30 protein-coding genes are annotated in these 25,597 nt (G+C 61.0%); 11 read left to right on the forward strand and 19 right to left on the reverse strand.

From position 1 onward, the window contains the following. Window positions 1-22: 22 nt before the first annotated feature. The 4 genes from FHX14_RS13035 to FHX14_RS13050 are packed head-to-tail and all read left to right on the forward strand — an operon-like array spanning window position 23 to window position 3,660. The gene (locus FHX14_RS13035) at window positions 23-844 is read left to right on the forward strand and encodes an ATP-binding cassette domain-containing protein (RefSeq protein WP_184377375.1); all 822 of its coding nucleotides are present in this window, start codon (window positions 23-25) and stop codon (window positions 842-844) included. Continuing rightward, entirely contained in the window at window positions 841-2,100 is a 1,260-nt protein-coding gene (locus FHX14_RS13040; protein WP_184377376.1) for a sugar ABC transporter permease, read from the forward strand. The genes FHX14_RS13035 and FHX14_RS13040 overlap by 4 nt, the downstream gene beginning before the upstream one ends. 26 nt (window positions 2,101-2,126) lie before the next feature. Then, the gene (locus tag FHX14_RS13045; RefSeq protein WP_184377377.1) at window positions 2,127-2,855 is read left to right on the forward strand and encodes an SDR family oxidoreductase; all 729 of its coding nucleotides are present in this window, start codon (window positions 2,127-2,129) and stop codon (window positions 2,853-2,855) included. A 40-nt stretch (window positions 2,856-2,895) separates the two neighbouring features. Further along, a complete protein-coding gene (locus FHX14_RS13050; RefSeq protein ID WP_184377378.1) occupies window positions 2,896-3,660 on the forward strand; it encodes an SDR family NAD(P)-dependent oxidoreductase in 765 nt (254 codons plus the stop codon). 42 nt (window positions 3,661-3,702) lie between these two features. Here the strand turns inward: FHX14_RS13050 and FHX14_RS13055 are convergent, their stop codons facing one another. Both FHX14_RS13055 and FHX14_RS13060 read right to left on the reverse strand, forming a co-directional pair. Next, window positions 3,703-4,098, reverse strand: coding sequence for a VOC family protein (locus FHX14_RS13055; RefSeq protein WP_054183668.1), 396 nt, complete (start codon window positions 4,096-4,098; stop codon window positions 3,703-3,705). 77 nt (window positions 4,099-4,175) lie between these two features. After that, a complete protein-coding gene (locus FHX14_RS13060; RefSeq protein ID WP_184377379.1) occupies window positions 4,176-4,604 on the reverse strand; it encodes a Tautomerase enzyme in 429 nt (142 codons plus the stop codon). 119 nt (window positions 4,605-4,723) lie between these two features. On the opposite strand from FHX14_RS13060, the gene FHX14_RS13065 reads away from it, so the two are divergent. Further along, window positions 4,724-5,323 carry a TetR/AcrR family transcriptional regulator gene (locus FHX14_RS13065; RefSeq protein WP_184377380.1) on the forward strand — a complete coding sequence of 200 codons (600 nt, stop codon included), beginning with the start codon at window positions 4,724-4,726 and terminating at the stop codon, window positions 5,321-5,323. 76 nt (window positions 5,324-5,399) lie between these two features. Here FHX14_RS13065 and FHX14_RS13070 read toward each other — a convergent pair whose 3' ends face one another. From FHX14_RS13070 to FHX14_RS13090, 5 genes are all read right to left on the reverse strand, one after another. Next, entirely contained in the window at window positions 5,400-6,407 is a 1,008-nt protein-coding gene (locus tag FHX14_RS13070; protein ID WP_184377381.1) for a HAMP domain-containing sensor histidine kinase, read from the reverse strand. Continuing rightward, window positions 6,407-7,111, reverse strand: coding sequence for a response regulator (locus FHX14_RS13075; RefSeq protein WP_184377382.1), 705 nt, complete (start codon window positions 7,109-7,111; stop codon window positions 6,407-6,409). Before FHX14_RS13075 ends, FHX14_RS13070 begins: the two co-directional genes overlap by 1 nt. Continuing rightward, window positions 7,111-8,655: a DUF4173 domain-containing protein gene (locus FHX14_RS13080; RefSeq protein ID WP_184377383.1), complete on the reverse strand. Its 1,545-nt coding sequence runs from the start codon at window positions 8,653-8,655 to the stop codon at window positions 7,111-7,113. Before FHX14_RS13080 ends, FHX14_RS13075 begins: the two co-directional genes overlap by 1 nt. Before the next feature lie 446 nt (window positions 8,656-9,101). Beyond that, a complete protein-coding gene (locus tag FHX14_RS13085; RefSeq protein ID WP_003572146.1) occupies window positions 9,102-9,290 on the reverse strand; it encodes a hypothetical protein in 189 nt (62 codons plus the stop codon). Between the two features lie 149 nt (window positions 9,291-9,439). Then, window positions 9,440-10,147: an Ig-like domain-containing protein gene (locus tag FHX14_RS13090; RefSeq protein WP_184377384.1), complete on the reverse strand. Its 708-nt coding sequence runs from the start codon at window positions 10,145-10,147 to the stop codon at window positions 9,440-9,442. A gap of 447 nt (window positions 10,148-10,594) precedes the next feature. Between FHX14_RS13090 and FHX14_RS13095 the strand changes: the two genes are divergently transcribed. From FHX14_RS13095 to FHX14_RS13110, 4 genes are all read left to right on the forward strand, one after another. Further along, a complete protein-coding gene (locus FHX14_RS13095) occupies window positions 10,595-10,747 on the forward strand; it encodes a hypothetical protein (protein WP_184377385.1) in 153 nt (50 codons plus the stop codon). 41 nt (window positions 10,748-10,788) lie between these two features. Then, on the forward strand, window positions 10,789-11,022 hold the full coding sequence (gene rpsU / locus FHX14_RS13100; RefSeq protein WP_054183660.1) for a 30S ribosomal protein S21: 234 nt from the start codon (window positions 10,789-10,791) through the stop codon (window positions 11,020-11,022). Between the two features lie 153 nt (window positions 11,023-11,175). Then, window positions 11,176-11,370 (forward strand): hypothetical protein, encoded by a 195-nt coding sequence (locus FHX14_RS13105; protein ID WP_097626113.1) that lies wholly within the window; start codon window positions 11,176-11,178, stop codon window positions 11,368-11,370. A 91-nt stretch (window positions 11,371-11,461) separates the two neighbouring features. Further along, window positions 11,462-11,941 (forward strand): pyridoxamine 5'-phosphate oxidase family protein, encoded by a 480-nt coding sequence (locus FHX14_RS13110; protein WP_184377386.1) that lies wholly within the window; start codon window positions 11,462-11,464, stop codon window positions 11,939-11,941. Between the two features lie 15 nt (window positions 11,942-11,956). On the opposite strand, the gene FHX14_RS13115 is transcribed toward FHX14_RS13110, so the two are convergent. Next, window positions 11,957-12,868 carry a LysR family transcriptional regulator gene (locus tag FHX14_RS13115; RefSeq protein WP_184377387.1) on the reverse strand — a complete coding sequence of 304 codons (912 nt, stop codon included), beginning with the start codon at window positions 12,866-12,868 and terminating at the stop codon, window positions 11,957-11,959. Window positions 12,869-12,964: 96 nt separating this feature from the next. On the opposite strand from FHX14_RS13115, the gene FHX14_RS13120 reads away from it, so the two are divergent. Next, complete coding sequence (locus FHX14_RS13120; RefSeq protein ID WP_184377388.1) at window positions 12,965-13,840, forward strand: aldo/keto reductase family oxidoreductase; 876 nt, start codon at window positions 12,965-12,967, stop codon at window positions 13,838-13,840. 113 nt (window positions 13,841-13,953) lie between these two features. Here FHX14_RS13120 and ppk2 read toward each other — a convergent pair whose 3' ends face one another. The 9 genes from ppk2 to FHX14_RS13165 all read right to left on the reverse strand — a co-directional run bounded on the left by ppk2 (window position 13,954) and on the right by FHX14_RS13165 (window position 23,432). Next, window positions 13,954-14,868 carry a polyphosphate kinase 2 gene (gene ppk2 / locus FHX14_RS13125; RefSeq protein WP_097626116.1) on the reverse strand — a complete coding sequence of 305 codons (915 nt, stop codon included), beginning with the start codon at window positions 14,866-14,868 and terminating at the stop codon, window positions 13,954-13,956. Between the two features lie 110 nt (window positions 14,869-14,978). Then, window positions 14,979-15,830 (reverse strand): helix-turn-helix transcriptional regulator, encoded by an 852-nt coding sequence (locus FHX14_RS13130; RefSeq protein WP_184377583.1) that lies wholly within the window; start codon window positions 15,828-15,830, stop codon window positions 14,979-14,981. Between the two features lie 115 nt (window positions 15,831-15,945). After that, complete coding sequence (locus FHX14_RS13135) at window positions 15,946-16,335, reverse strand: nuclear transport factor 2 family protein (protein WP_184377389.1); 390 nt, start codon at window positions 16,333-16,335, stop codon at window positions 15,946-15,948. A 159-nt stretch (window positions 16,336-16,494) separates the two neighbouring features. After that, window positions 16,495-18,147 carry a GMC family oxidoreductase gene (locus tag FHX14_RS13140; protein ID WP_184377390.1) on the reverse strand — a complete coding sequence of 551 codons (1,653 nt, stop codon included), beginning with the start codon at window positions 18,145-18,147 and terminating at the stop codon, window positions 16,495-16,497. A gap of 84 nt (window positions 18,148-18,231) precedes the next feature. Continuing rightward, window positions 18,232-19,314, reverse strand: a complete 1,083-nt coding sequence (locus FHX14_RS13145) for an ATP-binding cassette domain-containing protein (RefSeq protein ID WP_184377391.1) — start codon at window positions 19,312-19,314, stop codon at window positions 18,232-18,234. Window positions 19,315-19,321: 7 nt separating this feature from the next. After that, a complete protein-coding gene (locus FHX14_RS13150; protein ID WP_116409573.1) occupies window positions 19,322-20,206 on the reverse strand; it encodes a carbohydrate ABC transporter permease in 885 nt (294 codons plus the stop codon). Continuing rightward, a complete protein-coding gene (locus FHX14_RS13155) occupies window positions 20,206-21,093 on the reverse strand; it encodes a sugar ABC transporter permease (protein ID WP_003591902.1) in 888 nt (295 codons plus the stop codon). The genes FHX14_RS13150 and FHX14_RS13155 overlap by 1 nt, the downstream gene beginning before the upstream one ends. 92 nt (window positions 21,094-21,185) lie before the next feature. Then, a complete protein-coding gene (locus tag FHX14_RS13160) occupies window positions 21,186-22,418 on the reverse strand; it encodes an ABC transporter substrate-binding protein (RefSeq protein ID WP_184377392.1) in 1,233 nt (410 codons plus the stop codon). Between the two features lie 60 nt (window positions 22,419-22,478). Continuing rightward, on the reverse strand, window positions 22,479-23,432 hold the full coding sequence (locus FHX14_RS13165) for a sugar phosphate isomerase/epimerase (RefSeq protein ID WP_184377393.1): 954 nt from the start codon (window positions 23,430-23,432) through the stop codon (window positions 22,479-22,481). A 223-nt stretch (window positions 23,433-23,655) separates the two neighbouring features. Here FHX14_RS13165 and FHX14_RS13170 point away from each other — a divergent pair, with 223 nt between their 5' ends. Next, the gene (locus tag FHX14_RS13170; protein ID WP_184377394.1) at window positions 23,656-24,726 is read left to right on the forward strand and encodes a LacI family DNA-binding transcriptional regulator; all 1,071 of its coding nucleotides are present in this window, start codon (window positions 23,656-23,658) and stop codon (window positions 24,724-24,726) included. Window positions 24,727-24,747: 21 nt separating this feature from the next. On the opposite strand, the gene FHX14_RS13175 is transcribed toward FHX14_RS13170, so the two are convergent. Both FHX14_RS13175 and FHX14_RS13180 read right to left on the reverse strand, forming a co-directional pair. Beyond that, complete coding sequence (locus FHX14_RS13175; protein WP_184377395.1) at window positions 24,748-25,170, reverse strand: type II toxin-antitoxin system VapC family toxin; 423 nt, start codon at window positions 25,168-25,170, stop codon at window positions 24,748-24,750. Beyond that, complete coding sequence (locus tag FHX14_RS13180; protein ID WP_184377396.1) at window positions 25,167-25,421, reverse strand: type II toxin-antitoxin system Phd/YefM family antitoxin; 255 nt, start codon at window positions 25,419-25,421, stop codon at window positions 25,167-25,169. The genes FHX14_RS13175 and FHX14_RS13180 overlap by 4 nt, the downstream gene beginning before the upstream one ends. Window positions 25,422-25,597 lie beyond the last annotated feature (176 nt).

Here is a 25,597-nt window from a genome sequence, read left to right on the forward strand (position 1 = left end):
TTCACTTCGGAAAGGCCAGGCGATGTCTGAAACCTCTCATATTTCTGACGGCTCCCGCCAGCCTGTCCTCAGCCTGCGCGGAATATCGAAGCACTTCGGGGCCGTGTCGGCGCTCACCGATATCGAACTCGACGTGCATGCCGGCGAGGTCGTGGCGCTCGTCGGCGACAATGGCGCCGGCAAATCGACGCTGGTCAAGATCCTCGCCGGCGTGCACCAGCCGAGCTCGGGCACGATCCTGTTCGAGGGAAAACAGGCAAATCTGTCGAGCCCGAGTGCGGCCCTCGACCTCGGCATTGCGACCGTCTTCCAGGATTTGGCGCTGTGCGAAAATCTCGACGTCGTCGCCAATATCTTTCTCGGCAAGGAGCTCAATCCCTTCCAGCTCGATGAGGTCGCCATGGAGATCCGCGCCTGGAAGCTGCTGAACGAGCTTTCGGCCCGAATCCCTAGCGTGCGCGAGCCCGTCGCCTCGCTCTCCGGCGGACAGCGCCAGACCGTGGCGATCGCCAGGTCGCTGCTGCTCGAGCCGAAACTGATCATGCTCGACGAACCAACGGCAGCACTTGGTGTCGCCCAGACCGCCGAGGTGCTTGATCTGATCGAGCGCGTGCGTGAACGCGGCCTCGCCGTCATCATGATCAGCCACAATATGGAAGATGTGCGTGCGGTCGCCGACCGCATCGTCGTGCTTCGGCTCGGGCGCAACAACGGCACCTTCATGCCCGACGCCTCCAATGAAGAGCTCATCAGCGCGATCACCGGCGCATCCAACAATTCCGTCTCCCGCCGCGCCACGCGCCGCAAGGCGCAAAGCCGAGAGAATGAGGAGGGCAGGGCATGATGAAGACCTTGCAGAATGAACCGGCGGCACCCGCGCTCCTCGACCGACGCGACGAAAGAGTGCGCCATGACGATAGCCTCGCCGGCTCGATCCGCGCCTTTTGGGACCGCATCCGCTCCGGCGACCTCGGCTCGCTGCCGGTGATTGTCGGCCTGGCGATCATCTGGACGGTGTTCCAGGCGCTCAATCCGGTGTTTCTCTCCAGCGCCAATCTCGTCAACATGCTGTTCGACTGCTCGACGGTCGGCGTCATCTCGCTCGGTATCGTCTGCATTCTGATGGTCGGTGAGATCGATCTTTCCGTCGGCTCGGTCAGCGGCTTCGCCTCGGCGCTGGTCGGCGTCTTCTGGGTCAACCAGGGCTGGCCGGTGATGCTCGCGGTTCTCGCCGCAATGATCGTCGGCGCGCTGATCGGCTCGCTCTACGCCTTCCTGTTCAACCGGTTCGGTATGCCGAGCTTCGTCTCCACCCTGTCGGGCCTGCTCGCGGTTCTCGGTCTGCAGCTCTATATTCTGGGAGCCACCGGCTCGATCAATCTCCCCTATGGCTCCTGGCTGGTGAACTTCGGGCAGATCATGGTCATGCCGGACCCGGTCGCCTATCTGCTGGTGGCGCTTGCCGGCATTGCCTTCTTCTTCGCGAGCTACCGCACGTCGGCGCGCCGGCGGGCAGCCGGACTGTCGGCGAAATCGACGGGCGGATTGTTGCTGCGCGCCGTCGTCATCACAGTCGCCCTGGAAGCGGTTGCCTTCTACCTCAACCAGTCGCGCGGCATTCCCTGGATGTTCGGCCTCTTCGTTGGGCTCGTCGCCGCCATGAACTATGCGCTGACGCGCACCAAATGGGGACGCTCTATGCAAGCCGTCGGCGGCAACAGAGAGGCTGCCCGCCGCTCGGGCATCAATGTGTCGCGCATCTATGCGAGCGCCTTCGTCACCTGCGCCCTGCTTGCGGCGACCGGCGGCGTGCTTTCGGCAGCGCGGCTGGCAACCGCAAGCCAGCAGGCCGGCACCGGCGACGTCAATCTCAACGCCATTGCTGCGGCGGTCATCGGCGGCACCAGCCTGTTCGGCGGGCGGGGCAGCGCCTATTCGGCGCTTCTCGGCATCATCGTCATCCAGTCGATCGCCAGCGGCCTGACGCTTCTCGATCTGTCGTCGTCGCTTCGATACATGATCACCGGCGCCGTCCTTGCTGTCGCGGTCATCGTCGACTCGCTGGCACGCCGATCGCGGATCTCGCACGGCCGCGCCTAAACCACTTGAGAAAACAGAGGAAGAAAATGGGACAGGATCTGTCTGGAAAAGTCGCGGCCGTCACCGGAGCGGCATCGGGTATCGGCCTGGAATGCGCCAAGGCCTTGCTTGCCGCCGGCGCCCGGGTCGTGCTGGTCGATCGCAATGAGGAGGCCTTGAAGGAAATCTGCTCGACGCTTGGCGCCAATGCCATTGCGCTGGTCATCGATCTCACCGATCCGGAAAGCGCGGCGCGGATGATGCCTGAGATTCTGGCGAAGGCAGGCCAGCTGGATATTTTCCACGCCAACGCCGGCTCCTATATCGGCGGCGAGGTGCTTGGCGGCGACCCCGACGCCTGGGACCGGATGCTCAATCTGAACGTCAACGCCGCATTCCGTTCGGTGCATGCCGTCTTGCCGCATATGGTCGAGCGCAAGACCGGGGATATCATCCTGACGAGCTCCGTCGCCGGTCTGGTTCCCGTGGTATGGGAGCCGATCTACACAGCCTCCAAACATGCGGTGCAGGCCTTCGTCCATACGCTGAGGCGGCAGGTGGCCAAGCATGGCCTCCGCGTCGGTGCGGTCGCGCCAGGCCCCGTGGTCACCGCTCTTTTGAGCGATTGGCCCCAGGAGAAGCTGGATGAGGCACTTGCCGCCGGCGGCTTGATGGAGCCGAAGGAAGTGGCCGAAGCAGTGCTCTTCATGCTGACGCGCCCGCGCAACGTCACCATCCGCGATCTCGTCATCCTGCCGCAGAGTACCGACATCTGATGAGCGCTTGCCGCTTTCGCAAAACCAGAAAGGAACCGCCATGATCCTCGATAGATTTCGCCTGGACGGGCAGGTGGCGCTGGTAACCGGCGGCACGCGCGGCATCGGGCTTGCGATCGCCGAGGCGCTCGGCGAGGCCGGCGCCAAAGTTGTCATCACGGGAAGGACCCGCAATGCGGCGGCGGAAGACCGGCTCGCCAAGGCCGGTGTCGATTGCGATTTCATCGCCGCCGACCTGACGAAAGACGATGCCGCCGACGCGCTCGTCACCGAGACGCTGTCACGGGCGGGCCGGCTCGACATCCTCGTCAACAATGCCGGCATCGCCATTCATGGCGACAGCGGCGAATTCTCCGATGCGATCTGGCGCGAGATCATGACCGTCAATGTCGACGCCGTCTTCCGCGCCTGCCGCGCGGCACTCGCTCCCATGCGCCGCCAGGGCAGGGGCGTTATCCTCAATATCGGCTCGATTTCGGGCATCGTCTCCAACATTCCGCAGAACCAGGTCGCCTACAACGCCTCCAAGGCGGCGGTTCATATGATGACCAAGAGCCTGGCGAGCGAAGTCGCCGCCGAGAATATCCGCGTCAACGCCATTGCCCCCGGCTATATCGAGACAGATCTGTCGCGCGGCGGCATCGATAATCCCGACTGGTTCCCGATCTGGCGCAGCATGACCCCGATGGGACGCGTCGGGCAGCCGGAGGAGGTGGCCAGTGCTGCCCTGTTTCTCTGCTCGGCGGCGGCAAGCTACGTGACCGGCGAAGTGCTTGTCATCGATGGCGGCTATACCACGCGGTGATGAGCGGACACTGAGCGCGAGGGCGCCCGCCGCTGCATATGCTCACGCGAGACAATCGAGCATCCACTGGACGCCAAAACGATCGGTGAGCTTGCCGTAATAGCTCCCCCATGGCTGGACCGCCAGCGGCGTTGTTATCCTGCCGCCTTCGGCCAGTCGGGCGAAGAGCCCCTCGGTCCTGTCGCGGTCATCCATGATCAGCATATGGGCGGAGCCTCGCATCGGCTCGGCATCGTGATTGTCGGAGGCAAAGAACAGAATGCCTGGTCCTTCGAAACGCGCATGCATCACCTTGCCCCGCATGGCTTTACTGGCAACGGGCATTCCATCTGCGCCATGGCGCTTCAACAGCGTGACCCGGCCAAGCCCGCATTCGGCATAAAAGGCGAGCGCCTCCTCGCAGCCGTTGGAAAAGAACAGATAGTTAGCAAGCTGCATGGGTTGGCTCCGTCGCGCCGCCGGATGGCGGCGCATTGCTGTGTCAGGTCTAAAGGTTCACAGATGCGCCGGGATCGTTACGACGCGGCGGCCGCGCCCTGGATGGCGCCGACGAAATCGGCATTGCTGTAGCTGTCGCCGGCTATTCCCCAGGCACCCTCGGGGGCATAGACGATGTTCGACCATATATGCTCTCGCTTGAGCCGGCCTTCGGCGGCCTGCTCGACGACATCGGCCGCTTTTTCGATGAAGGCCTGCTTCGCTTCAGTGCTCGCCAGCGCGACCTCCGGCAATTTAAGTTCGACGAACGCCGCAGCGATCGGCTTTCCGGCCGCCAGCACGTGCTCGCGCGGCAGCACGTTGATGGTGCCGATGACATTGGCGGTCATGAAAGCGTTGCCGGTCAACCCGGCGACATCAAGCAAGGCGTCCGTCAATCCGGCAAAGGCTCGCGCCTGGGCCTCCGGCGAGAGCAGGCCTTCCGGCACGGTGAGTGTGATAGGCATCGAATATCTCCCTCTTTGAATCGTGACCGCTTCTGATATACCGATCACTCTTTATGGATACACACCGGTCACTCTCTTAGCAAGCAATAAAGAGAGATCACTCTTTAAATGAGGTTTTCATGCGTTACAGCGCCGAACACAAACTGGAAACCCGAGCCCGCGTCATCACAGCCGCGGGCCAGATCTTCCGCAAGGACGGTTATGGCGGCGCCGGAATCGACGCGCTGACGAAGGCCGCCGGCGTGACGAACGGCGCCTTCTACGGACATTTCAAATCGAAGGCCGAAGCCTTTCGTACAGCCGTGCTGGAGGGGCTCGAAGAACTGCGGCAAGGAATCGCCGCGCTGAAGACCAATCAGCCGAAAGACTGGCTGCCGACGTTCGTCGGCTACTATCTCGGCTATAAAAGAACCTGCGATTTAGGCGAGAGCTGTGCACTGCCGAGCCTTTCGCCCGACGTGATGCGCGCGGATGATGAAACGCGAAGCGCCTACACGGCTGAGATCAAACGCCTCGTCGAAGAAGTCGCCGCCGGCCTGCCGGAGCACAAGATGGAGGGCCGATCCGAGACAAGCCGGGAAGATCAGGCGATCCTGCTTCTCGCCATGCTGAGTGGCGGTGTCACCCTTGCGCGCGCCGTGTCCGACCCGGCGCTGTCCGAACGCATTGCAGATATCATCGCGCAGGCGGCGTTGACGGCAATAAAACCGCACGACTGATCCGCTTGCTTACGAGCATGCGGTCGGCACCCGAAAGGCCTCTAACTCGACGTGGGATTCCCCCATCATAAGAGAATTACACGGGTATGGTGATTTCGAACTCGGCGCCTGCGCCGGCCGTCTGCAGCAAGCGGATCGTACCGCCATGGGCGCTCAGCATGGCGCGAACGATGCCGAGACCCATGCCGGTGCCGCCTTGTTCGCGGCGGGTTGAAAAGAACGGCTGAAAGATACGTTGGCGATTTGCCTCGGAAATACCGCCGCCGTCGTCACGGACAAGAATAACGGTTGTCCGGGCATCCGCCGACACGCTCAGTTCCAACAGCGTGGCGCCCTGCTGAAGGGCATTCTCGGCGAGGTTGGCGAAGACGATATCGGCCGCTTCCCGGGGAAGAGCAACTGATGTCTCCGTATCGCCTTTCCCGGAAATATCAAGGGCGGGGAATTGCCCGCGCAGCGCGGGCAGGATGTCCACGATGCTGCTTTTGCCCTCGGCTACCGGGGTTTCCGCTTGTGCAAGTTCTCTCAGCCGCTGCAACAGCGCATCGAGACGGGCTGCATCGGCGACGATATTATCGAGAAAGTGCAAACGCTGTGCCTTCGTCATCGGCCTTTCTGCATCGTCGTCGCGCAAAAGCTCCGCTGCACCCCGAATGGCCGTCAGCGGCGATTTCAGTTCGTGGGAGACATGGGCGGCGAAGGAGCCGACATATTCGGTGCGATCGACCAGTTTTCCGGCGAGATCGAGGAAGCTTTGCGACAACACGGCAATCTCGCGCGTTCCATAGCTTTCGAGCGGCCGGATTGCTCCCTTGCCGCCGCGGGCAATCTCTTCCGTGCGGGCGATCAAGGCGTCGATCGGGCCGGTGATGGTACGCGTCAGCACATAGGCAATAGCGAGCGTCAGCATGGCGACAACCGCGAGAGCGACGATTTCCGCCGGCGCCATCCGGTTCGAACTCACCTCGACCGCGCGAAACCAGATGACGATCAGGATCGGCAGCGCCATGACGGCGAGAAGTACGACATAGACGATCAGCGCCAGCGTCGGGCGCCATTTCGTCCTGACTTTCGGTGCCGACATCAGGCCTTCCTCCCGCTTTCACTGCCGAGTTTGAAGCCGATGCCGTGAACCGTCGCGATGATCCCCTGGCCGCCGGCCGCCAGGAACTTGGCCCTGATGTTGCGGATATGGCTGTCGATCGTCCGGTCGGCGACATAGGTTCCGGCGCCATAGGCCGCCTCCATCAGCCGTTCGCGGCTGAAGACCAAGTCGGGGCGTGACAACAGCGCGTCCAGGATGGCGAACTCGAGCACCGTCATCGAAATGGCGCTGTCGCCGAACATGACCGTCCTGCCTTGGCGATCCAGGCTGAGTTCGCCGGCGACAAAGATGGCGCGGCGCCTCTCAGGCCCCGCTTCGTTGCCGCTGCGCTTCAAGATCGCCTTGACCCTGGCGACGAGTTCGCGCGGGCTGAACGGCTTGGTGACATAATCATCCCCGCCGATTTCCAAACCCAGCACCTTGTCGATCTCCTCATCGCGCGCGGAAAGAAACAGGATCGGCAATCCCGATGTCTTGCGGATCTGGCGGCATACATCAAGACCATCCATATCAGGCATGCCGATATCGAGAATGATCAGATCGATGTTGCCGCGGCGGAAGGCCGCCATCGCCTCGGTGCCATTGCGAACGGCCGTCGATATCAGACCGGCACGCTCAAGAGCGAAACAGATCACGTCGCGGATGTGAGGTTCGTCATCGACGACAAGAATGCGGGGCGCCATCAGCGGTCCTGTGTTGGTTGGTCCTGCTTGTTGTCATCGTTCTCGTTCTCTCTTGCAATGGCTGCAGGAGACAGAAGATAGGTCTCCAGCCGTGCAGACCGAAAGGTCCAGCTCCGCCAGTCGCGCGGCTGCATCTCAAAATCCCTGACGAGGCAAAAGCGAGCTGTCACCGCTTTGCTCCTTTGGTCGATCAGGTCGCTCGGCAGCATCTGGAGATAGAGATCGAGTGCCGGAATGACGGAGGGACCGAGCGAGGAGAGATAAGAAAGGTCGAGCGGCGGACCTTCCTGGCTGATCTCCTGACTGTGGGCGACATTGAAACGAGCGATGAAAGCCGGGAAATCGACGAAGGAACTGATGTAGAGAACCGTAAGGAGGGAGACGAGGTTCGCAGCGACCAGCCACTCATTGGATCGGTTGAGCAGAATGCGCAGCAGGATCAAGACAAGGCCGATGGCGACGATACCCATCCATAGACCGGCGGCGACACGCAGTTCGGTCAGCGAATAGACCTCCACATAAAGCCCAAGCCGCAGCATCGAGGAAAGGCAGAGCAGGACATTCTGGCCGATCCAGGCATGAACGAGGCCGCGGATCAGCGCGCTATGATCACCAGGCCCGCCGCGCCGCATGGCGACGAGGACGAAAGCTGCGGCAAGAAGCGCTGTGGCAATCAGCGGATAGGCGCCGCGATGGGCATATTCGGCATGGCTCATGTGCTCGGGCAGATCTGCGCCGCCCCAGAGATAGACGAGATCGAGAAGCGTCTGCACGGCAAAGATCGCGTTGAACAGGATGAGCGACCGCAGCAGCGAGGCATGACCGAACGGCGCATTCCTGGTGGGCACGATCATGAACGGCCGGCCGGTCGGCGGCCTCTTGGCGCGACGCTTCAGGCGCGGTCGCAACATCGCCCAGACGACAACGGCTGTTATCATCCAGAAGCCGATCCGCCAAAGATCGAGAAACTGCAGCAGAACGGCAAAATCAATACTGCGCAGCGCGATTTCGATAAGCGGGTTTGCCGTTGCAAAGAGGGATACGAAGACCGCCGCAAGGATGAGCGGCATGCTCCAGAGGCCGACGCCCTGTCGGACCATAGTGAAAGAGAAACGTTTCCCCGGCGTCGCAAGAGACTTCCTGATATCTTCAGCGAGCCGCAGGGGAATGACGAGGGCGAAACGGAAGAATACGAGGGGCAGGGCGGGCAGGCGGCGGGGGAAGAGCCTGGCGCTGATGAGCGCAACCGACATTAGCGCGCCGAGGCAAAGGCCAACGCCCGTCAGCGAAGGCGATTCGACCAGGGGCGCCGACGCCAGAATCGAAAGGCTGAGCAGGAACGCCGCCATCGAAAGCCGAGGTCTCCTCCTGGCCGAAAGCAGAATGCCCGCGAAGACGGCGAGCGCAAAAAGGAAGAGGTTTATCCCGAGTTCCTGGCCAAAAATCAGAAAATCAGCAAATCCCACCAGCGCAAGCAGCGCGACAGTTCGGCCGCTGCCGCGTCTGATTGGCATCGGTTCTGTCAAAGTATTGGCTGTATCCATTGCTGCTCCTCTTGCGAATGCTGCGTTTCGATCACGATGAGCCTGCTTCTCAACCTCGCCGCGGCAGGCGAGTCTTGAGGCTCCTGTACAAGCCACCACCCGTCATTGCGCAGGCGTTCCGGCAAAGCTGGGGATGGGTCGCGGGGCTGGCTGTCGTTCGTGCTCATGGCGGAAACATGCCGCGCCGGATTGCAGATTTTGTGCAGAGGGTGAGGAGCAATTCAGGAATCTTCGGCGACGTGAAGATACGGAAAGGCTCACGGCCGATCATGAAGACGGCTTGTCAATCACGCTTCTCGCGGCAGGCGCTACCCATTCGCGTGGAATGGCGCCGCGCTTTTTTCAGCAGCCGGAGTGGCCGGGCGTCACCCAGTCACGCTATGTCTGGCAGCCTCGTTCGCCGACGAGTTGGCATGTGCCAGAAGATCAAAGGGAATAGACAAGGCTCATCTGAATCGTGGTGCGCGCTTGGCATTGTGAAGCAGTTCGCAGGCTGTCGCGAATGGCCCGAAAAGTTTGAGCAACAGCGCCTGTTCCTCGGCGTCTATCCGATGGCGCGCGCAGTACTCGGTTACCGACCAGACTTTCGTCAGATCATCGGTCTCAATTTGCTTGGGTTCGATGTGTTCGGTCAAGGGCGTGTCCTCCGAACTTCGAGACTACGCTTCCCCGCCATATATAAGAACTAGCTAAAAAGAATTATCTTCGGCCGAATAAGCCAGGTATACGAAAACGCCCGCCGATTGCGCGGCGGGCGTCATGTCTCACAGATCTATCGCACTTATCAGGCGATATGAGCGTCGGTGCCGGTGATGTTGAGCGTCACCTTGGCAGTGTCCGTGTGGCCTTCGCCGTCGGAGATCTTGTAGTAACGGAGAACTTCCGTGTAGGTCTGACCGTCATTCAGATCCGTGTTCAAGTCGTAGGTGAACGTGCCGTCCGACTTGACATGGAACGTGCCGTAGGTGCCGGCAACGTCGGTTACAGCGTCGGCAGTGCCGTCTACCTTGGTGGTCAGGAACTGGCGGAGGAACATCTTGCCGTTGTCGCCGGCAATGTCGTTGTCCAGAACGTTGCCGCCGATGGCATGGCCTTCGGTGAAGTTGTAGACATCATCAACCGCGATCGGCTTGACCTGGGTTACGCCCTGAATGTTCAGGGTGAACAGGCCGACGTCGGTATGACCGCTGCCGTCGGAGATCTTGTAGGAGACCTTTTCCTGGTACGATTCGCCGTTGGCGAAGCCGATCTTGGCGGCATCGCTCAGGACATAGGTGTAGCTGCCGTCCGGCTTGACGAAGAACGTGCCGTAGTCGCCGTGGATCTCGGTGATCTGGCTGTTGCCGCTCTTGGCGCCAACGGTCTCGCCGTCAAAGGCGCGCAGGAACAGGTGGCCATTATCGGATGTATCGTTGGAAAGCACGTTTCCGGAAATAACGTCAGTTTCTAGAAATGTTGCACTATCATCAGTTGCGTGTATCGGCGAAGCCATTGCTCTCTCTCCAAATTGTTATAAGCGGGTCAGTTTCCGACCTCAGCGAGCGGCTCCTTTAACAACCTATTAATACTGCAAGTCAATGGGTTATTTAATGAAAGGTTAATGTCGTCTCCGATTTCCCCGTTGCTTCATTCCCGGCGGAATAATGTCATTTTCAAGCAAAATTGAAGAAAATTTGCCGAAAACTATACCCGGCTAACTTGAAGATCGACGCCTAATATATCTGAAGGTGATTCCTGACGCCGGTGGCGTGCCATCCGAGCCATTGTTGCAATCACGTCCCGAGACGACTATTTTAGGGCTATAACCGATCCAAGCAGGGCCGTGACCGGCTTATCAACGAGACGCTTTTATCGGCTGAACCGCTGCGCGCCCTTGAGGCTGCGACAGGCAATCCCACAAACAATCAATGACGCCGGCGATTGCCGGTCGAGGATTTTTTTGAACGATACAATCACAGCCACCGCCATTGGGGCGGCGAACCCGCGTGAGCGTGACGAGGCCGCCCGCCGTGCTGCCAGAACCTGGAAGCCGTGCCCCTGCCTTCTCACCCGCGGCGAATTGCAGGCCCTGATCGCCGAGCAGCTCGGCTGAACCGCGATCGGCGCATCATCCAGACAAGGAGAACTTAAAAAATGCAGGTACTCGTCAGAGACAACAACGTCGATCAAGCGCTGAGGGTTTTGAAAAAGAAAATGCAGCGCGAGGGCCTCTTCCGCGAAATGAAGGAACGGCGCGCCTATGAGAAGCCCTCCGAACGGCGCGTCAGGGAAAAGGCACAGGCGATCAGCCGGCAGCGCAAGGCGGCACGCAAAAAGATGCAGCGTGAAGGCCTGATTGCCAGACCGAAGCGGACGGCGGCCGGTTAGAGAATACCAGCAGTGCTTAGCGGTTTTGTGTCCGGAAGTGCGTGAAGCCAAAAGAAATAGAGCATCTCCGTCATTCTGAGAAAAACGGAAGGGCTCTGGCGGCCATCTTGCCCGGCCTTGCCGAGCTTCGACGGTTACAGGAAAGGACAGACAATGGACGAATTGAATAGCCTCACCGTTTCAGAAGAACGCCTCGAGGATTGCCGCGATGTCGTGGAGCCGGATCTGCAGGACCTGATTCAACGCGCATTGATTTCGGGCTTTTCCCGAGAGGAAATCCTCATCGCCGTCAGCGAACTGGTCGCTGAAGATTTCGCAATGGTCATGGAAACCCCAAGCGTGCACTGAGGAACAAACGCAGGGACGGTGTCAGTGGTCGCGGGAACATTGGCCACGGCAAATGGTTACCTCCTTTCGTCTTGCACAAACGGAGATGACGATGGCCGAGCATAATGATGCGACACGGGTATGGGAACTGATCGACAGAATAGGGTTTTGCATGCTGACGACCCGCAGCGGCGACGATCTGCGTGCCCGCCCGATGTCCGCCTATACCGCGCAGCTCGAGAATGCGGTCTATTTTCTGACCGATGTGGCCAGCCACAAAGATGACGAGATTGCCCGCTGGCCAAATGTGGGCCTCGCCTTTGCCGATACTAAGGGGCAGAAATACGTTTCCGTGTCGGGCACGGCCGAGGTGCAGAACGACCGCGAAAAGATCAGGGAATTATGGGCAACGCCGGCCAAAGCGTGGTGGGACAATCCCGACGATCCCTCCATCCGCATCCTGAAGATTACCCCGTCGTCAGCCGAATATTGGGACAGCCCGGGCACCCTCATCAGCTATATCAAGATGGCGGCTGCAGCCGTCTCGAACAGCAAGCCCGATATGGGCGACAATGCCGAGGTCAAGCTTTGACGCATCAAGTGCTGTTCAAGCCTGCCTGGTCGAGGCCTTGACGAAATCGATAAATGCTCGCAGCGGCGCCGGCACCAGCCGGCGTCCAGGGTAGTAGAGGAACGGCCCGGAAAAGCGCTGCCACCACGGTTCGAGGATGGGCTCGAGAGCGCCGCTCTCTAAATGCGGGCGCAGCCAGTCCTCGAAAACGCAGATGATCCCTGTGCCCGAGATCGCTGCGTCGACGGTCAGATCGGTCGCGCCGCCGACCCTAACGATCAGTGGCCCTGACGGTTCGACCCGCAACACTTCGCCGTCCCGCTCGAATTCCCAGGGCGTCGTCAGCGCACCGCTGGCAAAACGGCCCAGCAGACAGGCATGGCCGAGCAGCTCGCTCGGATGCTGCGGCCGGCCATGGCGGTCGAGATAGCCAGGGGAGGCGGCGGTGGCGAAGCGCTGCACACGCGGCCCGATCGGCACGGCAATCATATCCTGCTCCAGCCGTTCGTCGTAGCGGATGCCGGCATCGCACCCGGCAGCGAGCACGTCGACGAAACTCTCCTCGGTGATCACCTCGAGGCGAATGTCGGGATAGGCTTCGAGGAACGGCGGAACGATGGCGGGCAGCACCAGCCGCGCCGCGCTGACCGGCACATTGAGTCGCAACGAGCCGGCCGGCCTGTCGCGAAATCCGTTGACCACATCAAGCGCAGACTCCACCTCGGTCAGCGCAGGGCCGAGCCGCTCCAGCAAGCCTTTGCCCGCTTCTGTCGGAGCGACGCTGCGTGTCGTGCGGTTGAAGAGCCTGACGCCGAGCTCGGCCTCCAGGCGGCGAACCGCCTCGCTGAGAAAGGAGGCGCTGCTGCCGCTTACACGCGCGCCCTCGCGAAAGCCACCGGCCCGCGCCACCGCAACGAAGGCATTCAGATCGCCCAAATCGACTTTCACTGTTCGCCACTCCGCACAGCCTGTGCGGATTGTAGCGAATTATCAGGCGCGCCGACAACGCCTATCTTGGCGTCATCTCTTGAAAGGAGTGAGCTCATGTCCATCATCGATCAATCCGGCACCTTCAAACTCGGTGACCGCAACGTGAAGCGGCTCGGCTACGGCGCTATGCAGCTTGCGGGGCCCGGCGTCTTTGGCCCGCCCAAAGATCATGGCGCGGCCTTGGCCGTATTGCGCGAGGCGGTTGCGAGCGGCGTAAATCACATCGACACCAGCGATTTTTATGGTCCGCACGTCACCAACCAGATCATCCATGAAGCGCTCCATCCCTATCGTGATGACCTCGTCATCGTCACCAAGCTCGGCGCACGGCGCGGCGCGGATGGATCATGGAACCCTGCCTTCTCACCGGAAGAACTGACGGCGGCGGTCCACGACAATCTGCGTAATCTGGGCCTGGACGTGCTTGACGTCGTCAACCTCAGAATCATGTTCGATGTTCATGGCCCTGCGGAAGGCTCGATCGAAGCACCCCTGACGGTGCTTGCCGATCTCCAACGGCAGGGACTGATCCGTCACGTGGGCTTAAGCAACGCCACATCGAAGCAGATCGCCGAAGGGCGCGGGATCACCGAGATCGCCTGCGTGCAGAACCAGTACAATCTCGCGCATCGGGCCGACGATCGCCTGATCGACGAACTCGCCCGCGAAGGCACCGCCTATGTGCCCTTCTTCCCGCTCGGCGGCTTCACCCCGCTGCAGTCGTCCACCCTGTCCGATGTCGCCGCGCGCCTTGATGCCACGCCCATGCAGGTGGCCCTTGCCTGGCTGCTACGCCGCGCGCCGAACATCTTGCTGATCCCCGGCACCTCGTCCGTCGGCCATCTGAGGGAGAACCTCGCCGCTGCGGCACTTGTTCTGCCGGATGAGGCTATCGATGAACTCGACCAAATCGGAAACATCGCCGCCTGATCGCATTCAAAGGCCGCGGCTATCGCTACACGTGGTGTAGCGATAGCCGAAAGCATCGGCGAAGCTGAAGTCCGCGCGTCATCTGCGACCGTGATGGCCGGTAGAGTTATGCCTCAATATCGCTCCGGCACGTGCATCTCAGGCGGAACCGGCGCCCTGTTGTAGTCGGCGTGGCGGATACGATCGGGCAGCTCGATATCCGGTTTGGGAACATCCTCGTAAGGGATCTGCTCGAGAAGATGGGCGATGCAGTTCAATCGCGCCCGTTTCTTGTCGACGGCCTGCACCACCCACCAGGGTGCATCCTTGCTGTGGGTGCGCGCCAGCATTTCTTCCTTGGCTTTGGTATATTCCTCCCAGTGGACACGGCTTTCCATATCCATCGGTGAAAGTTTCCACTGCTTCAGCGGATCGTGGATGCGCATCTTGAAGCGGAATTCCTGCTCCTCGTCGGTGATCGAAAACCAGTATTTGATCAGCACGATGCCGGATCGAACCAGCATCCGTTCGAATTCAGGCACCGAGCGGAAGAACTCCTCGAGTTCTTCGGGCGTGCAGAACCCCATCACGCGCTCGACGCCGGCGCGATTGTACCAGCTGCGGTCGAAGAGCACGATCTCGCCGGCTGTGGGAAGATGCGGGACGTAACGCTGGAAATACCATTGATGGCGCTCCCGCTCGGTCGGGGCGGGCAGTGCGACGGTGCGGCAGACGCGCGGATTGAGCCTCTGGGTGACGCGTTTGATCGCGCCGCCCTTGCCGGCCGAATCCCGGCCCTCGAAAAGCACGACGACCTTCAGCTTCTTGTGCTGGACCCAATCCTGCAGCCGCACCAGTTCGTGCTGCAGCCGGAAGAGTTCGCGGAAATAGATCTTTCGCTCGAGCGTCTGCTCGGCCGGTTCCGACATTCCTTCGGCGACCAGATCGTCCAGCCGGTCCTCCTCCATCTGCATTTCCAGCTCCTCATCGAAGCTGTCGGCGATTTCGGCCTTGATCCGGCTGAGCTGGTCCTGATGTGATTGCGACATGGGGTTTTTCCTTCCTGCTTGTGTTGACAGGAGCATGCCAGTGCGAAGTTTGTGTGACGGTTCGGCCAGCCGAACATCGAGACATCGACGGGCCTCTCTCATCACCGCATTTACGGGCCAATCCAGCTCTGACGCGTCTCGCTCTGCTGCATCAGCCTGGCATATTCCCCCTCGGTAACGTCATCCAATGGAAACATGCACTCGATCCGCAGTTCCTGCGTCGCTATCGTCTGGGCGGTGCCAACCGTGGTCACGAGCGAGAAGAACCTCAGGAGCTTGCCGTCCTTGACGAAGGACAAGGGGATAACAGGCGTGCTGTCCGCCGCCGTCGATATGTTCCAGGCACGCTCCACATCGGGATAGGCGAGAAGCTTGTCCATGAGCGCCTTGGTGCGCATGTCGATGACACGGCCGACGGACTCTCTGAACACCCGCGCCATCAGGCTTTTTGCCGTTTCCTTCCAATTGGGGATGAAAGGCCGCATGCCCGCCGGGTCGAACATCAGATGCAGGAGATTGCGCGGCGTCTCGCGAGCTGCCATGTCGATAAAGCAATTGAAGAAACGGAATGTTGCGTCATTCGTCATCACAACGTTCCAATACCGGTCCATCACCACTGCCGGGAATGGTTCATGCTGAGCAAGCATGCGTTTCAGCGCATCCGTGACGCTTTTCATCTCAATGTCTTCGATGCTGCCTTCGGCATAAATGGGTGCATAACCAGCGGCGAGCAGCAGCGCATTGCGCTCCCGCAACGGCACATCGAGCGCATCGGCGAGATGCAGCAGATTGTGGCGGCCGGGAATGCTTCGGCCACTTTCGATGAAGCTGATTTGACGCTGCGATATGCCGGTGTCGAGCGAAAGGTCTAACTGGCTCTTGCCTCTCGTCCCACGCCAAGCGCGCAACTGGGCGCCAAGCTCGTTCGACATCGGGCTGGCATGAGGATGCATCGAGCTCATTATGACGATCCATGTTGATGGCTGACGGGGATTAAACACCCCGCCAGCGGCGCTGTAATTTTGAACCGACGCATCGGGCTTTCGGAAAATCGATGCCGACTGTCGGACCGATACGCTAGAAAGTAACGGGTCCGACCGCCCCGTACCACCGGCCAACTTTGGCTGGCTCCCGTTCATCCATGTAGAAGAAATGCGTCATCACAGGCTTCACGGCAGAGTGGGTCTGGTCGTCGGGCGTCATTGTCACCGTGCCGCGGAAGACTTTAAGCGACCCGCCATCCCAATATTCCGTCACATCGTGAACGGCGGAGAAGCCGGTATCGATGAAGGCGCGCAGGTTCTCGCGAATGGCCTCCCGCCCCTTCCAATCGGCGACGCCGAGATTGCAGGTGGCATCCTCTGCCAGGCAATCAAAGCCCTCGCCGAAGGTCTTCTCATCGATCTCTCTCCAGAAAGCCAGCAGCCATTCAGGGGGCTGCCGTTTGGTGAAACTCATCGTCGTCATCTTAACTCTCCTCGGCCACCGGCATGGCCGCAGCGACTTGGCTATCGGTATCGCCGGGTTGGCCGTCTCTGTTGAAGGGCTGCAATGCTCCTCCTGCAGGAAGACCGCCCATGGATACGCGGGAGAGCGAATAGGCTCAATTACATCGGGTGTAATAAGTTAGAGCTGTCCTGTTCGGTAACGGTCGACAAGGTTTCGGCAGGCACGGATCGTCAGGGCCATGACGGTAAGCGTCGTGCCGGCGATGCCGCTGCCGGGAAAAGCGCTGGCGTCGGTGACGATGAGGTTCGGGGCATCCCAGACCTGGTTGAAGGGGTTGAGCACCGACGCCTCCGAACTTTCGCCCATGCGCGCACCGCCGGTTTCATGGATTGCCGCACCCATGCACATGGTCTTGCGGAACCATGCGCGGAACATGAAACGGCTGAAGGCATCAGCGTCGGGAAAGGCGCCCTTGCCCATCTCCTTGAGGCCGGTGGGCGAGCCGATGAATTCGAGTTCGCCGCCGACGTCCCTGATCATGGCGATCAGCGTCTCCTCCTGCCGGCGAAGCAGCGCCTGCTCCTCCGCCTGCATGACGCAGCGGATATGCGGCACGGGAATGTTCCAGGCATCCTTGCGCCTGCCATCGAGCGTGATGCGATTGTCGGCATAGGGCAGCATTCGGCCGAAGCCGAAGAAGGCGAGACGCGCGTCGGCATTATCGGAGACCGGCGCGCGGCCGACGCTGCCCTGGTAGTCGAAATCGCCGCGGGCGGCATCACCCTCGCCGAAACGGGGGATGAAGATCCCGCCCGACGGATTGTAGAACGGGTCGATCGGTGCGGATTCATCGTGCGCCCAGCCCTTCGCCTTCGAAAAGGAACCGAAGGCGAGGCAGGGAAGCTGATCCATGAAATAGCGGCCGAGGACGCCCGAGCTGTTTCCAAGCCCATCAGGATGTCTTGCCGAAGCCGAATTGAGGAGCAGCCGCACGCTCTCGATCGGCGAGGCGGAAAGGACCACCGTCGCGGCACGGGCCGTCGATATTTCCCCCGTATTGCGATTGATGAATTCCGCGCCGGTGGCGCGGCCGGTCTTCTCGTCGGTGGTGATGCGGCGAACGACGGCGTCGTAAAGCACCGTCAGCCGGCCGGTGGCTTTGGCGTCCCTGAGCGGCCGCGGCATGCGTTCGGCGTCCGGCGCGATGTAGCGCCAGGAAACGACGTGCCTCTCCGGCCAGCGGCTTTCGACCGCCTGCTTGAAGACCTGCTCGGCGGGCGTCAGGCCTGCAGGTCTGGCATAGATGCCATCCGGCAGGGTCGGCACATCATCCTTGTTGCCGTAGAGCCCGAGATAGGTTTCCACCTCGTCGTAAAAAGGCGTCAGCTCATTATAGGAGACCGGCCAGTCCACGCCCTTTCCCGTGCGCGACCGGATCTTGAAGTCGTCGTCGGTCCAGCGCAGCAGCACGCGGCCGAAACTGTGCAGACGCCCGCCGCCCTGGCGGCCGCGGATCCACAGGAAAGGCTCGCCCTTCGGCGTCGTATAGGGGTTCTTGCGGTCGTTGACGAAGAAGTGGCTGAAGCGCTCGGTAAAAAAAGCCGCCCGCGCCTGGATCGGCTGGCCCTTGATGGTGGCCCGCGCGCGCTCCCAGATATTAATGCTGCTGGCGGGCGCCTTCTTGCGTGCAGGGTCGAAATCTTGAGGTCCGACGGCAGGACCGGCCTCCAGAAGCAGCACCGATAGTCCTTGCGCCGTCAGTTCTTTGACCGCGAAGGAACCCGCCGCGCCGGAGCCGATCACCAGCGCATCATAAACGATCTCAGACATGTCTTTCCAAATCCTGTCCTGGAGCAATTGCTCAAAACGGCGCGCAGCGCGCCGGCAATTGCGAGCAAACAAAGGGGCGGCGCATCAGAGCCGCGATCCGTCGGCGCCGAAGAGCGACGCCTTGGCGATATCGAGCCCCGGCACCACGGCGTCGCCCGGCTGCAGGTCCACGTCGCCCATGAGTCTCAGCGAGAGACTTTGATCGGCCCAATCGAACCAGACGACGGCGTCCGAGCCCATCGGCTCGACGACGGAAACGCGGCCGGGAATGGTGGGCAGGCCGCTTGCCGCCCCGTCGAGCACGAGGTGCTCGGGACGAAAGCCAAGTGTTGCCGGTCCTACCGCCGCGCCTGCACTAAAGGCATAGCCGGAGAGCTCGACGGCGAGCCCCTTGCTTCGGAACACCGGCGAAGCGCCGTCGCGCTCGATCCGGCCCTCGACGAAATTCATCGCCGGCGCGCCGATGAAACCGGCGACGAAGAGATTGGCCGGGCGACGGTAGATCTCGGCCGGCGAAGCGAGCTGCTGGATCAGGCCGTCGCGCATGATGGCGATGCGGTCGGCAAGCGTCAGCGCCTCGACCTGATCGTGGGTCACGTAGATCATGGTGTTGCCGAGGCGCTGATGCAGCTTCTTGATCTCGACGCGCAATTCGTTGCGCAGCTTGGCATCGAGGTTCGACAGCGGTTCATCGAAAAGGAAGACATCGACTTCGCGCACCAGCGCCCGGCCGATGGCGACGCGCTGGCGCTGGCCGCCGGAGAGCTCGGCAGGGCGCCTGTCGAGCAGCGCGTCGAGATGGAGGAGGGCAGCCGTGCGGGCGACGCGGGCCTCGATCTCGGGTTTCGGCAGACCGGCGACGCGAAGGCCGAAGGACAGGTTCTTGCGGACCGACATGCGTGGATAGAGCGCGTAGGACTGAAAGACCATGCCGATGCCGCGGTCCTTCGGCTCCTCCCAGCTGACATTCTTGCCTGAGATCCACACCTCGCCTGCTGTAATGTCCTGGAGGCCGGCAATGGCGCTCAGAAGCGTTGACTTGCCGCAGCCGGAAGGGCCGAGCAGCACCAGGAATTCCCGGGGAGCTATATCGATCGACAGCTTCTCGATCACCGTATGGTCGCCATAGGCGATCCTCAGGTCCTTGACGGAGACGGCAGATTGCATGGAAGCATTACCCCTTGACTGCGCCGGCGGCGATGCCGCGCACGAACCAGCGGCCGGACAGGAAATAGATGGCGAGCGGAACGATGGCGGTCAGGATCGTCGCCGCCATGTTGACGTTGTAGGTCCGCTCGCCCATCGTGGTGTTGACGATATTGTTGAGCTGTACGGTCATCGGCAGGTTGTCGCGACCGGCAAAGACCAGACCGAGCAGGAAGTCGTTCCAGATGCCGGTGAACTGCAGCATCGAGACCACCACCACCATCGGCACGGCGATCGGCAGCATGATCTCGAAAAAGATGCGCCAGAAGCCGGCGCCATCGACGCGCGCCGCCTTGCAGAGCTCCTCCGGCACGCTGACGAAATAATTGCGGAAGAGCAGCGTCACCAGCGGCAGGCCGAAGATGACATGCACGAGAATGATGCCGGCGAGCGAATTGTAGAGGTCGATATTCGCCATCACGCGGACCATCGGATAGAGGAAGATCTGATAGGGGATGAGACCGCCGGCCATCAGCAGGCCGAAGAGCAGATTTGCCCCGCGCGGCCGCCACAGCGACAGCGCATAGCCGTTGACGGCGCCGATGAAGACCGAGAGCGCCACCGCGGGAAGGGTGATCGCCACCGAATTCCAGAAGCCGCTGCGAATGCCGACGCAGACGGTTCCCATGCAGGCGCCCGACCAAGCGGTCGCCCAGGCGGAGAAATCGAGCGTCGCCGGCAGGGCAAAGATCTGACCGAGCCGGATTTCGTCCATCGACTTCAGCGAGGTGACGACCATCGTATAGAGCGGCAGCAGGAAGAAAAGCGCGGCAACGACCAGGAAGGCATAGAGGCCGATGCGCCCCGCCGTCAGGCGCGCCGGTTTCGGGCCGTTCGGATGGGGACCGGTCATCACGCGGCTCCCTTCGCTCTGGCGCGCATATGCATCGCGTAGCGGAACGGAGCGACCGCGATGATGACACCGAGGACAAGAACCGTGGCGCCGGCTGTGGCGAGGCCGAGGTTCTGGCGCCCGAACAGATTGTCCATGATGAATTTTGCCGGCACCTCCGTCGCATTGCCGGGACCGCCATTCGTCATGGCGACGACGATGTCGTAGGTCTTGATCACCCCCATGGCGAGCAGCATGCCGGCCGCCGCCAGCGCCGGCCCGAGCTGCGGCAGGATGATCGAGATGTAGATGCGCCAGACGGGAATGCCGTCGATGCGCGCCGCCTTCCATTGCTCGGCCTCGATGCCGCGCATGCCAGCAAGCGCGATGACCATCACCAGCCCCGCACCCTGCCATACGCCGGCAAGCACCAGCGCATAGATCGCCATGTCGCGATTGACCACCCAATCGAGGACGAAGCTTTCCCAACCGAGCGAACGCACGCTCGCCTGAATGCCGAGCGTCGGATTGAGCATCCATTGCCAGATCAGCCCGGTCACCACGAAGGACATGGCGTAGGGATAGAGGAAGATGGTTCTGAAGGCGCTCTCAAAGCGGATCTTGCGATCAAGTGCTGCGGCCAGCAGAAAGCCGAGCAAAAGGCAGCCTGCGACGTAAAGCACGCCGAAGATCAACACGTTTTGCAGCGATGCGAGCCACTTGGCGGAGGAGAACAGCTTCGAATACTGGGCAAATCCGACATAGGTCGAGGATGGAAAAAGCGTCGAGTTGGTGAAGGACAGGCGGATCGACCAGGCCATGGTGCCAATGAAGACCGCGACCGCGGCGAACCAAGTCGGCAGCAGGGCGATGGTGGCGGCAAGATTGGGTTTGCGTTTGATGGGCATCGGCCAGCTCGTTGACGGAAAGCGGGGCACACCGCGCAAGGCAGCGGCGGCGGCCGCGGCGCCGGGATCAGGCCGACGCCGCAGGCACTATTCTACTCGAAGACGGCGAAGAAATTCTCAGCCGCAGAGGCCATATCGTTCGAGCCACCGCTCCAGTATTCGTCGACGAAATCGTCAAGCGCGCCGACCTGCTGGGGTGTCAGCACGATTGCCTGATCCGGGACGATCGCACCGGAAGCCATCAGCTCGACACCCTTCTGGGCGCAGACATCAAGCTTCGACTTGTCGACATCGGTGCGCATCGGAACCGAGCCCTTCTTCAAAGCGAATTCGACCTGCACCTTCGGATCCATGACGACTTCGGCGAGAAGTTTCTGGGCCTTGTCGGTCGCGGCATTGCCGGTCTTGGGGAACCACAGGGAATCGGCGATGTAGACCATGCCCTTGGACTCCGGCACGATCATGCAGCCATAATCCTTGCCCGGTTCCTTGCCGGCAACGGTGAATTCGCCCTTTGCCCAGTCGCCCATGAACTGGACGCCGGCCTTGGCGGTGATGAGCATCGCCGTTGCGTCGTTCCAGTTGCGGCCGGCAGCCCCCGCATCGACATAGCCGCGCAGCTTGCCGAGAATTTCGAGGGTCTTTTTGACGCCGTCAATGGAGGCCTGGCTCTTGTCCTTGTCGACATAGATCTTCAGGAAACCGTCGATCCCGACCTGCGAGAGCAGGATCATGTTGAAGACCTTGGTCTGCTGCCAGGGCTGGCCGCCCCAGGCAACGGGAACGATGCCAGCAGCCTTCAGCTTGTCGAAGTCGGCGAAGAACTCGTCCCAGGTTTTGGGTTCCTCGGCGATGCCGGCCTTGGCGAAGGCTTCCTTGGAATAAAAGACCCAGCTTTCGCCATGGGCGCCGGTCGGCGCGAGATAGACCTTGCCGTCATAGGAGATGAGATCATGGATTGATTTCGGCAGGACGTCGGCCCATTTGCCGGCAGCGGCGACGTCGGCGATCGGATTGAACAGTCCCTGGCTGACGAAATCCGCAGCCGCAAGACCGATGACGCCCTGTTTGGCGCCGGGCGCGTCACCGGCGACGATACGGTTCTGGAAGGCGGCATCGGCGGCGCCAAAGCCGGCGATCGAGGAATCCTTCCAGACGCCGCCGCGTTTTTCGAATTCGGTCTTGATGACATTGAGGGCTGCCGCTTCGCCGCCCGACGTCCAGGACGACATAATCTCGATTGTCGGCTTGTCCTCAGCATGCGCCGAAGCGAAGAAACCGGCGAATGCCACACCGGCAAGAAAAAGGTTCATCATTGTCTTCATTGTTCCACCTCTTGAAAATGCCCTCTTTGCGGGGCGTTCGTTGTCTTCAGGAATCGCTTGTCAGCGATAGATCGGCAGGAGCGCCTGCCGGACGAGCGTCAGCCCGTTGGCGATGTCGCGGACGGGATCCGGCGCGGCATCGAGTTCGAGGATCGCCCAGCCTTCATAGGCCCGGTCGCGCAGCAGCCGGATCCAGGCCGGCCAGTCGACCCGACCGAGGCCGAAGCCGCAGAAATAGGGACGGTGGCGATCGTGGATATGCTTGTCGATCGGCGTATCGGCGGGCATGGGGCCGATCGCATCCTTCCAATGGGCGATGATCATTCGCTCGTGATGGCGATCGACGAGTTGGACGGGATCGGAGCCGGCAACGATGATATGGGCCGTGTCCGGGCACATATGCACATAGGCCGCGTCGGTCAGAAGCATCATCAGGTCGACGTCACGCGCAGCGGCAAAGATCGAATGCGCCTCGGTATGCAGCGCCAGCCGCACGCCCCTGGCGTAGAGGGTCGCGCCGAGCCGGTTCAGGAAATCGGCTATCACCTTGGCGCGGTCGAAATCATGAAACTGTACGGGCTGGGCGCCGAGCGTCTGGCGAAGCGGAGCGCCGATCACCATGATGTCGCTGCCGCAGGCTTTCAGGAAGTCGGCATAGCGTTCCGCCTTGTCGATCAGCGCGCGCTGGGCCTCGGGGTCGGCAAAATCGCCCGCCGCCTCCAGTTCCGCGAAGAAGCCGCTGCAGAGCGTCAGGCCGCGTTTTGCCAGCTCGGCTGCGAAAGCGTCGACCGAACCATAGGTCTTGATCGCATCCTGCCAGTTGAAGGGAGAAAAGGTCAGTTCGACGCCGGTAACGCCGGAGGCCTGCACGCTGTCGAGGATCTTGTCCCAGAATGCCCGTGGTTCGGCGCGCGCATAGGCGATAATCGCATCATCGCTATCGACGCCCCAGAAGCCGGCATGAAAGAACGTCACGAGATCGACGCCGAAACGCAGCCTGTCGCCAGTAGCCATAATCTATCCATTTCTCGAGGCACAACCCATCAGCGTGCGGGACAGCAGTTTCCGCATCCGATAAGTCATGGATTTTCAACGCATTAAGAAATGGCAATCGTTTGCCATTTGGAGATGATAGCCAAGCTGGTTTTTTTGGCAAGCGATTTTTGGCAAACGTTTGCTATCGACCATTGTCTGTCTTAAAGTTGCAAATCGAAGCATCCGAGGGAATGAAATAAACGTGAATAAAAACAAGGATGTGGTCGGGGAAGATCAATCGGGCGCATTGATGGCCGATGTCGCGCGGCTCGCCGGTGTTGCGATCTCGACGGTCAGCCGTGCGCTCGCCAATCCCGGGCGGGTCAACGAGAAGACTCGCGCCAAGATCAACGCAGCGGCCAAGCAGCTCGGCTATACGCCGAATGCGATGGCGCGAGGCCTCAGGGTCGGCAAATCCAACATCATCATGATCATTCTGCCCGGATCACTCTATTACGGCGTCTCGCAGATCATTCCGCAGGTCCTGCAGAGCATCAACAAATCGCTGATCCAGGGCGGCTACAATCTGATGATCGCCAACCTCGATCGTGACGAGATTTCCGAGCGGCACATCCTCGACCTCGCCTTCGGCGGCAGCGTCCGCGGCGCCATTATTCTATCGTCGAAGCTTCCGGAGGTCGACGGGCGCTCGCTGGCAAACTCCGGCCTGCCGATCGTTTCGATGCTGCTCGACATGAGCGATGCGGGCCTGCAGAGCGTCGTGACCAACGATCGCGAAGCTGTGCGCGACGTCACCACCGAACTGATCCGGCTGGGCCACCGGCGGTTCTTCTACCTTGCCGGACCTGAAGGCAACTATCACGATGTCGAGCGTTATGGCGGCGTGCTCGAAGCGCTTGAAGCAGCCGGCCTATCGAAGGGTGCCGTGCATCGCTCGGGCGGCCGTCTCGATTATCAGCACGGTTTCGATATCGGCGTGCAGGCGGCAGACGATTTCGCAGAGCTAGCCGAGAAACCGACGGCGGTCATCGCCACCAGCGACGACATGGCCATTTCATTCGTCAGCCGCATCAAGCGCACAGGCTTGAGCATTCCCGACGACCTATCCGTCGTCTCCTTCGACGGCTCCCCGGTCTGCGAATTCTCCGCGCCGCCGCTTTCGACGATCGAGCAGCCAGTAGAAGAAATGGGCCGCGCGGCAGTGGAACTCCTGCTCGACGCCATTGGCCAGAGGCAAAATGTAGAAACGCTGCGCACTGTCGTCCGCAGCCAGCTTATCCTGCGGGAGAGCATCGCCCCTCCGAAGGATTGACGATAAGGGCGTCCACATTGCTCAACCCTGCCAGGGATCGACAATGACGACGCCGGTGCCGTCGAAATCTCTCACGTTTCGCGTGACCACGGTAAGATTGTGAACGATTGCGGTCGCAGCAATCAACGCATCGGCCTCGTTGCGCCGGTCGGGAATATGCAGATGCGCGCAACGCGTTGCAATGGCATCGTCGATCGGCAGGATCCGGCCGGCGAATTCCGGGCGCACATGGTCGTCCAGCCATGTACGCAGGCGTGAACCTTGACGCGCATCTCGTCGCTGGATGGCAAGCACGCCGCGTTCCAATTCGAGAATGGTGATTGCAGAGAGATAAAAGTCTGAAGCGTTCGCGGTTTCGATCCACGCCACGACTTGAGGATCGGCCTTGCCATCACCGACCTTGCGCAGCTCCGAGATGACATTCGTATCCAGCAGATAGCTCAAGACAGGTCAACTCCGCGGGTTTTGATCTCGGCCCGCGTTGGCATGAAGTCGATTTCCGATAAGCCTGGCATGGAAAGCCCATCGACCAGACTTTGGCGGCTGCCGGAAAGACGTTGAAATTCTTCATATGTCAGAAGGACATGGGAAGGTTTGCCGCGGTCAGTGATGATGACCGGCCCCTTTTTTGCAGCTTTCTTCGCACTGCTGACATCGTGATTGAGCTCGCGGCTGGAAAGCGTGGTGACGGTCATGACATGCCTCATGTAGGTATTTACCTACATATAACACTGCCAGCCGTCAGAACAAGCATTGTGTCGTCGTTAAATTCATTCGCAGACAACGTCAGCCATATCTTTGATCAAGGAGCCCCGTGGCATTGCCGATCTTGCCGTCACCTTGCAACTCCGGGAGTTCTTACCGCCGAGAG

The organism is Rhizobium sp. BK619 (assembly GCF_014195245.1).
GTDB lineage: Bacteria > Pseudomonadota > Alphaproteobacteria > Rhizobiales > Rhizobiaceae > Rhizobium > Rhizobium acidisoli.

Excerpts from the sequence above, each read along its gene's own strand:
- FHX14_RS13090 (WP_184377384.1), bottom strand. The coding sequence starts at position 10,147 with ATGGCTTCGCCGATACACGCAACTGATGATAGTGCAACATTTCTAGAA.
- FHX14_RS13050 (WP_184377378.1), top strand. The coding sequence starts at position 2,896 with ATGATCCTCGATAGATTTCGCCTGGACGGGCAGGTGGCGCTGGTAACC.
- FHX14_RS13065 (WP_184377380.1), top strand. The coding sequence starts at position 4,724 with ATGCGTTACAGCGCCGAACACAAACTGGAAACCCGAGCCCGCGTCATC.
- FHX14_RS13070 (WP_184377381.1), bottom strand. The coding sequence starts at position 6,407 with ATGTCGGCACCGAAAGTCAGGACGAAATGGCGCCCGACGCTGGCGCTG.
- FHX14_RS13165 (WP_184377393.1), bottom strand. The coding sequence starts at position 23,432 with ATGGCTACTGGCGACAGGCTGCGTTTCGGCGTCGATCTCGTGACGTTC.
- FHX14_RS13060 (WP_184377379.1), bottom strand. The coding sequence starts at position 4,604 with ATGCCTATCACACTCACCGTGCCGGAAGGCCTGCTCTCGCCGGAGGCC.
- FHX14_RS13140 (WP_184377390.1), bottom strand. The coding sequence starts at position 18,147 with ATGTCTGAGATCGTTTATGATGCGCTGGTGATCGGCTCCGGCGCGGCG.
- FHX14_RS13135 (WP_184377389.1), bottom strand. The coding sequence starts at position 16,335 with ATGACGACGATGAGTTTCACCAAACGGCAGCCCCCTGAATGGCTGCTG.
- FHX14_RS13160 (WP_184377392.1), bottom strand. The coding sequence starts at position 22,418 with ATGAAGACAATGATGAACCTTTTTCTTGCCGGTGTGGCATTCGCCGGT.
- FHX14_RS13035 (WP_184377375.1), top strand. The coding sequence starts at position 23 with ATGTCTGAAACCTCTCATATTTCTGACGGCTCCCGCCAGCCTGTCCTC.
- FHX14_RS13045 (WP_184377377.1), top strand. The coding sequence starts at position 2,127 with ATGGGACAGGATCTGTCTGGAAAAGTCGCGGCCGTCACCGGAGCGGCA.
- FHX14_RS13180 (WP_184377396.1), bottom strand. The coding sequence starts at position 25,421 with ATGACCGTCACCACGCTTTCCAGCCGCGAGCTCAATCACGATGTCAGC.
- FHX14_RS13080 (WP_184377383.1), bottom strand. The coding sequence starts at position 8,655 with ATGGATACAGCCAATACTTTGACAGAACCGATGCCAATCAGACGCGGC.
- FHX14_RS13130 (WP_184377583.1), bottom strand. The coding sequence starts at position 15,830 with ATGAGCTCGATGCATCCTCATGCCAGCCCGATGTCGAACGAGCTTGGC.
- FHX14_RS13150 (WP_116409573.1), bottom strand. The coding sequence starts at position 20,206 with ATGACCGGTCCCCATCCGAACGGCCCGAAACCGGCGCGCCTGACGGCG.
- FHX14_RS13120 (WP_184377388.1), top strand. The coding sequence starts at position 12,965 with ATGTCCATCATCGATCAATCCGGCACCTTCAAACTCGGTGACCGCAAC.
- FHX14_RS13055 (WP_054183668.1), bottom strand. The coding sequence starts at position 4,098 with ATGCAGCTTGCTAACTATCTGTTCTTTTCCAACGGCTGCGAGGAGGCG.
- rpsU (WP_054183660.1), top strand. The coding sequence starts at position 10,789 with ATGCAGGTACTCGTCAGAGACAACAACGTCGATCAAGCGCTGAGGGTT.
- FHX14_RS13075 (WP_184377382.1), bottom strand. The coding sequence starts at position 7,111 with ATGGCGCCCCGCATTCTTGTCGTCGATGACGAACCTCACATCCGCGAC.
- FHX14_RS13110 (WP_184377386.1), top strand. The coding sequence starts at position 11,462 with ATGGCCGAGCATAATGATGCGACACGGGTATGGGAACTGATCGACAGA.
- FHX14_RS13145 (WP_184377391.1), bottom strand. The coding sequence starts at position 19,314 with ATGCAATCTGCCGTCTCCGTCAAGGACCTGAGGATCGCCTATGGCGAC.
- FHX14_RS13105 (WP_097626113.1), top strand. The coding sequence starts at position 11,176 with ATGGACGAATTGAATAGCCTCACCGTTTCAGAAGAACGCCTCGAGGAT.
- FHX14_RS13155 (WP_003591902.1), bottom strand. The coding sequence starts at position 21,093 with ATGCCCATCAAACGCAAACCCAATCTTGCCGCCACCATCGCCCTGCTG.
- ppk2 (WP_097626116.1), bottom strand. The coding sequence starts at position 14,868 with ATGTCGCAATCACATCAGGACCAGCTCAGCCGGATCAAGGCCGAAATC.
- FHX14_RS13040 (WP_184377376.1), top strand. The coding sequence starts at position 841 with ATGATGAAGACCTTGCAGAATGAACCGGCGGCACCCGCGCTCCTCGAC.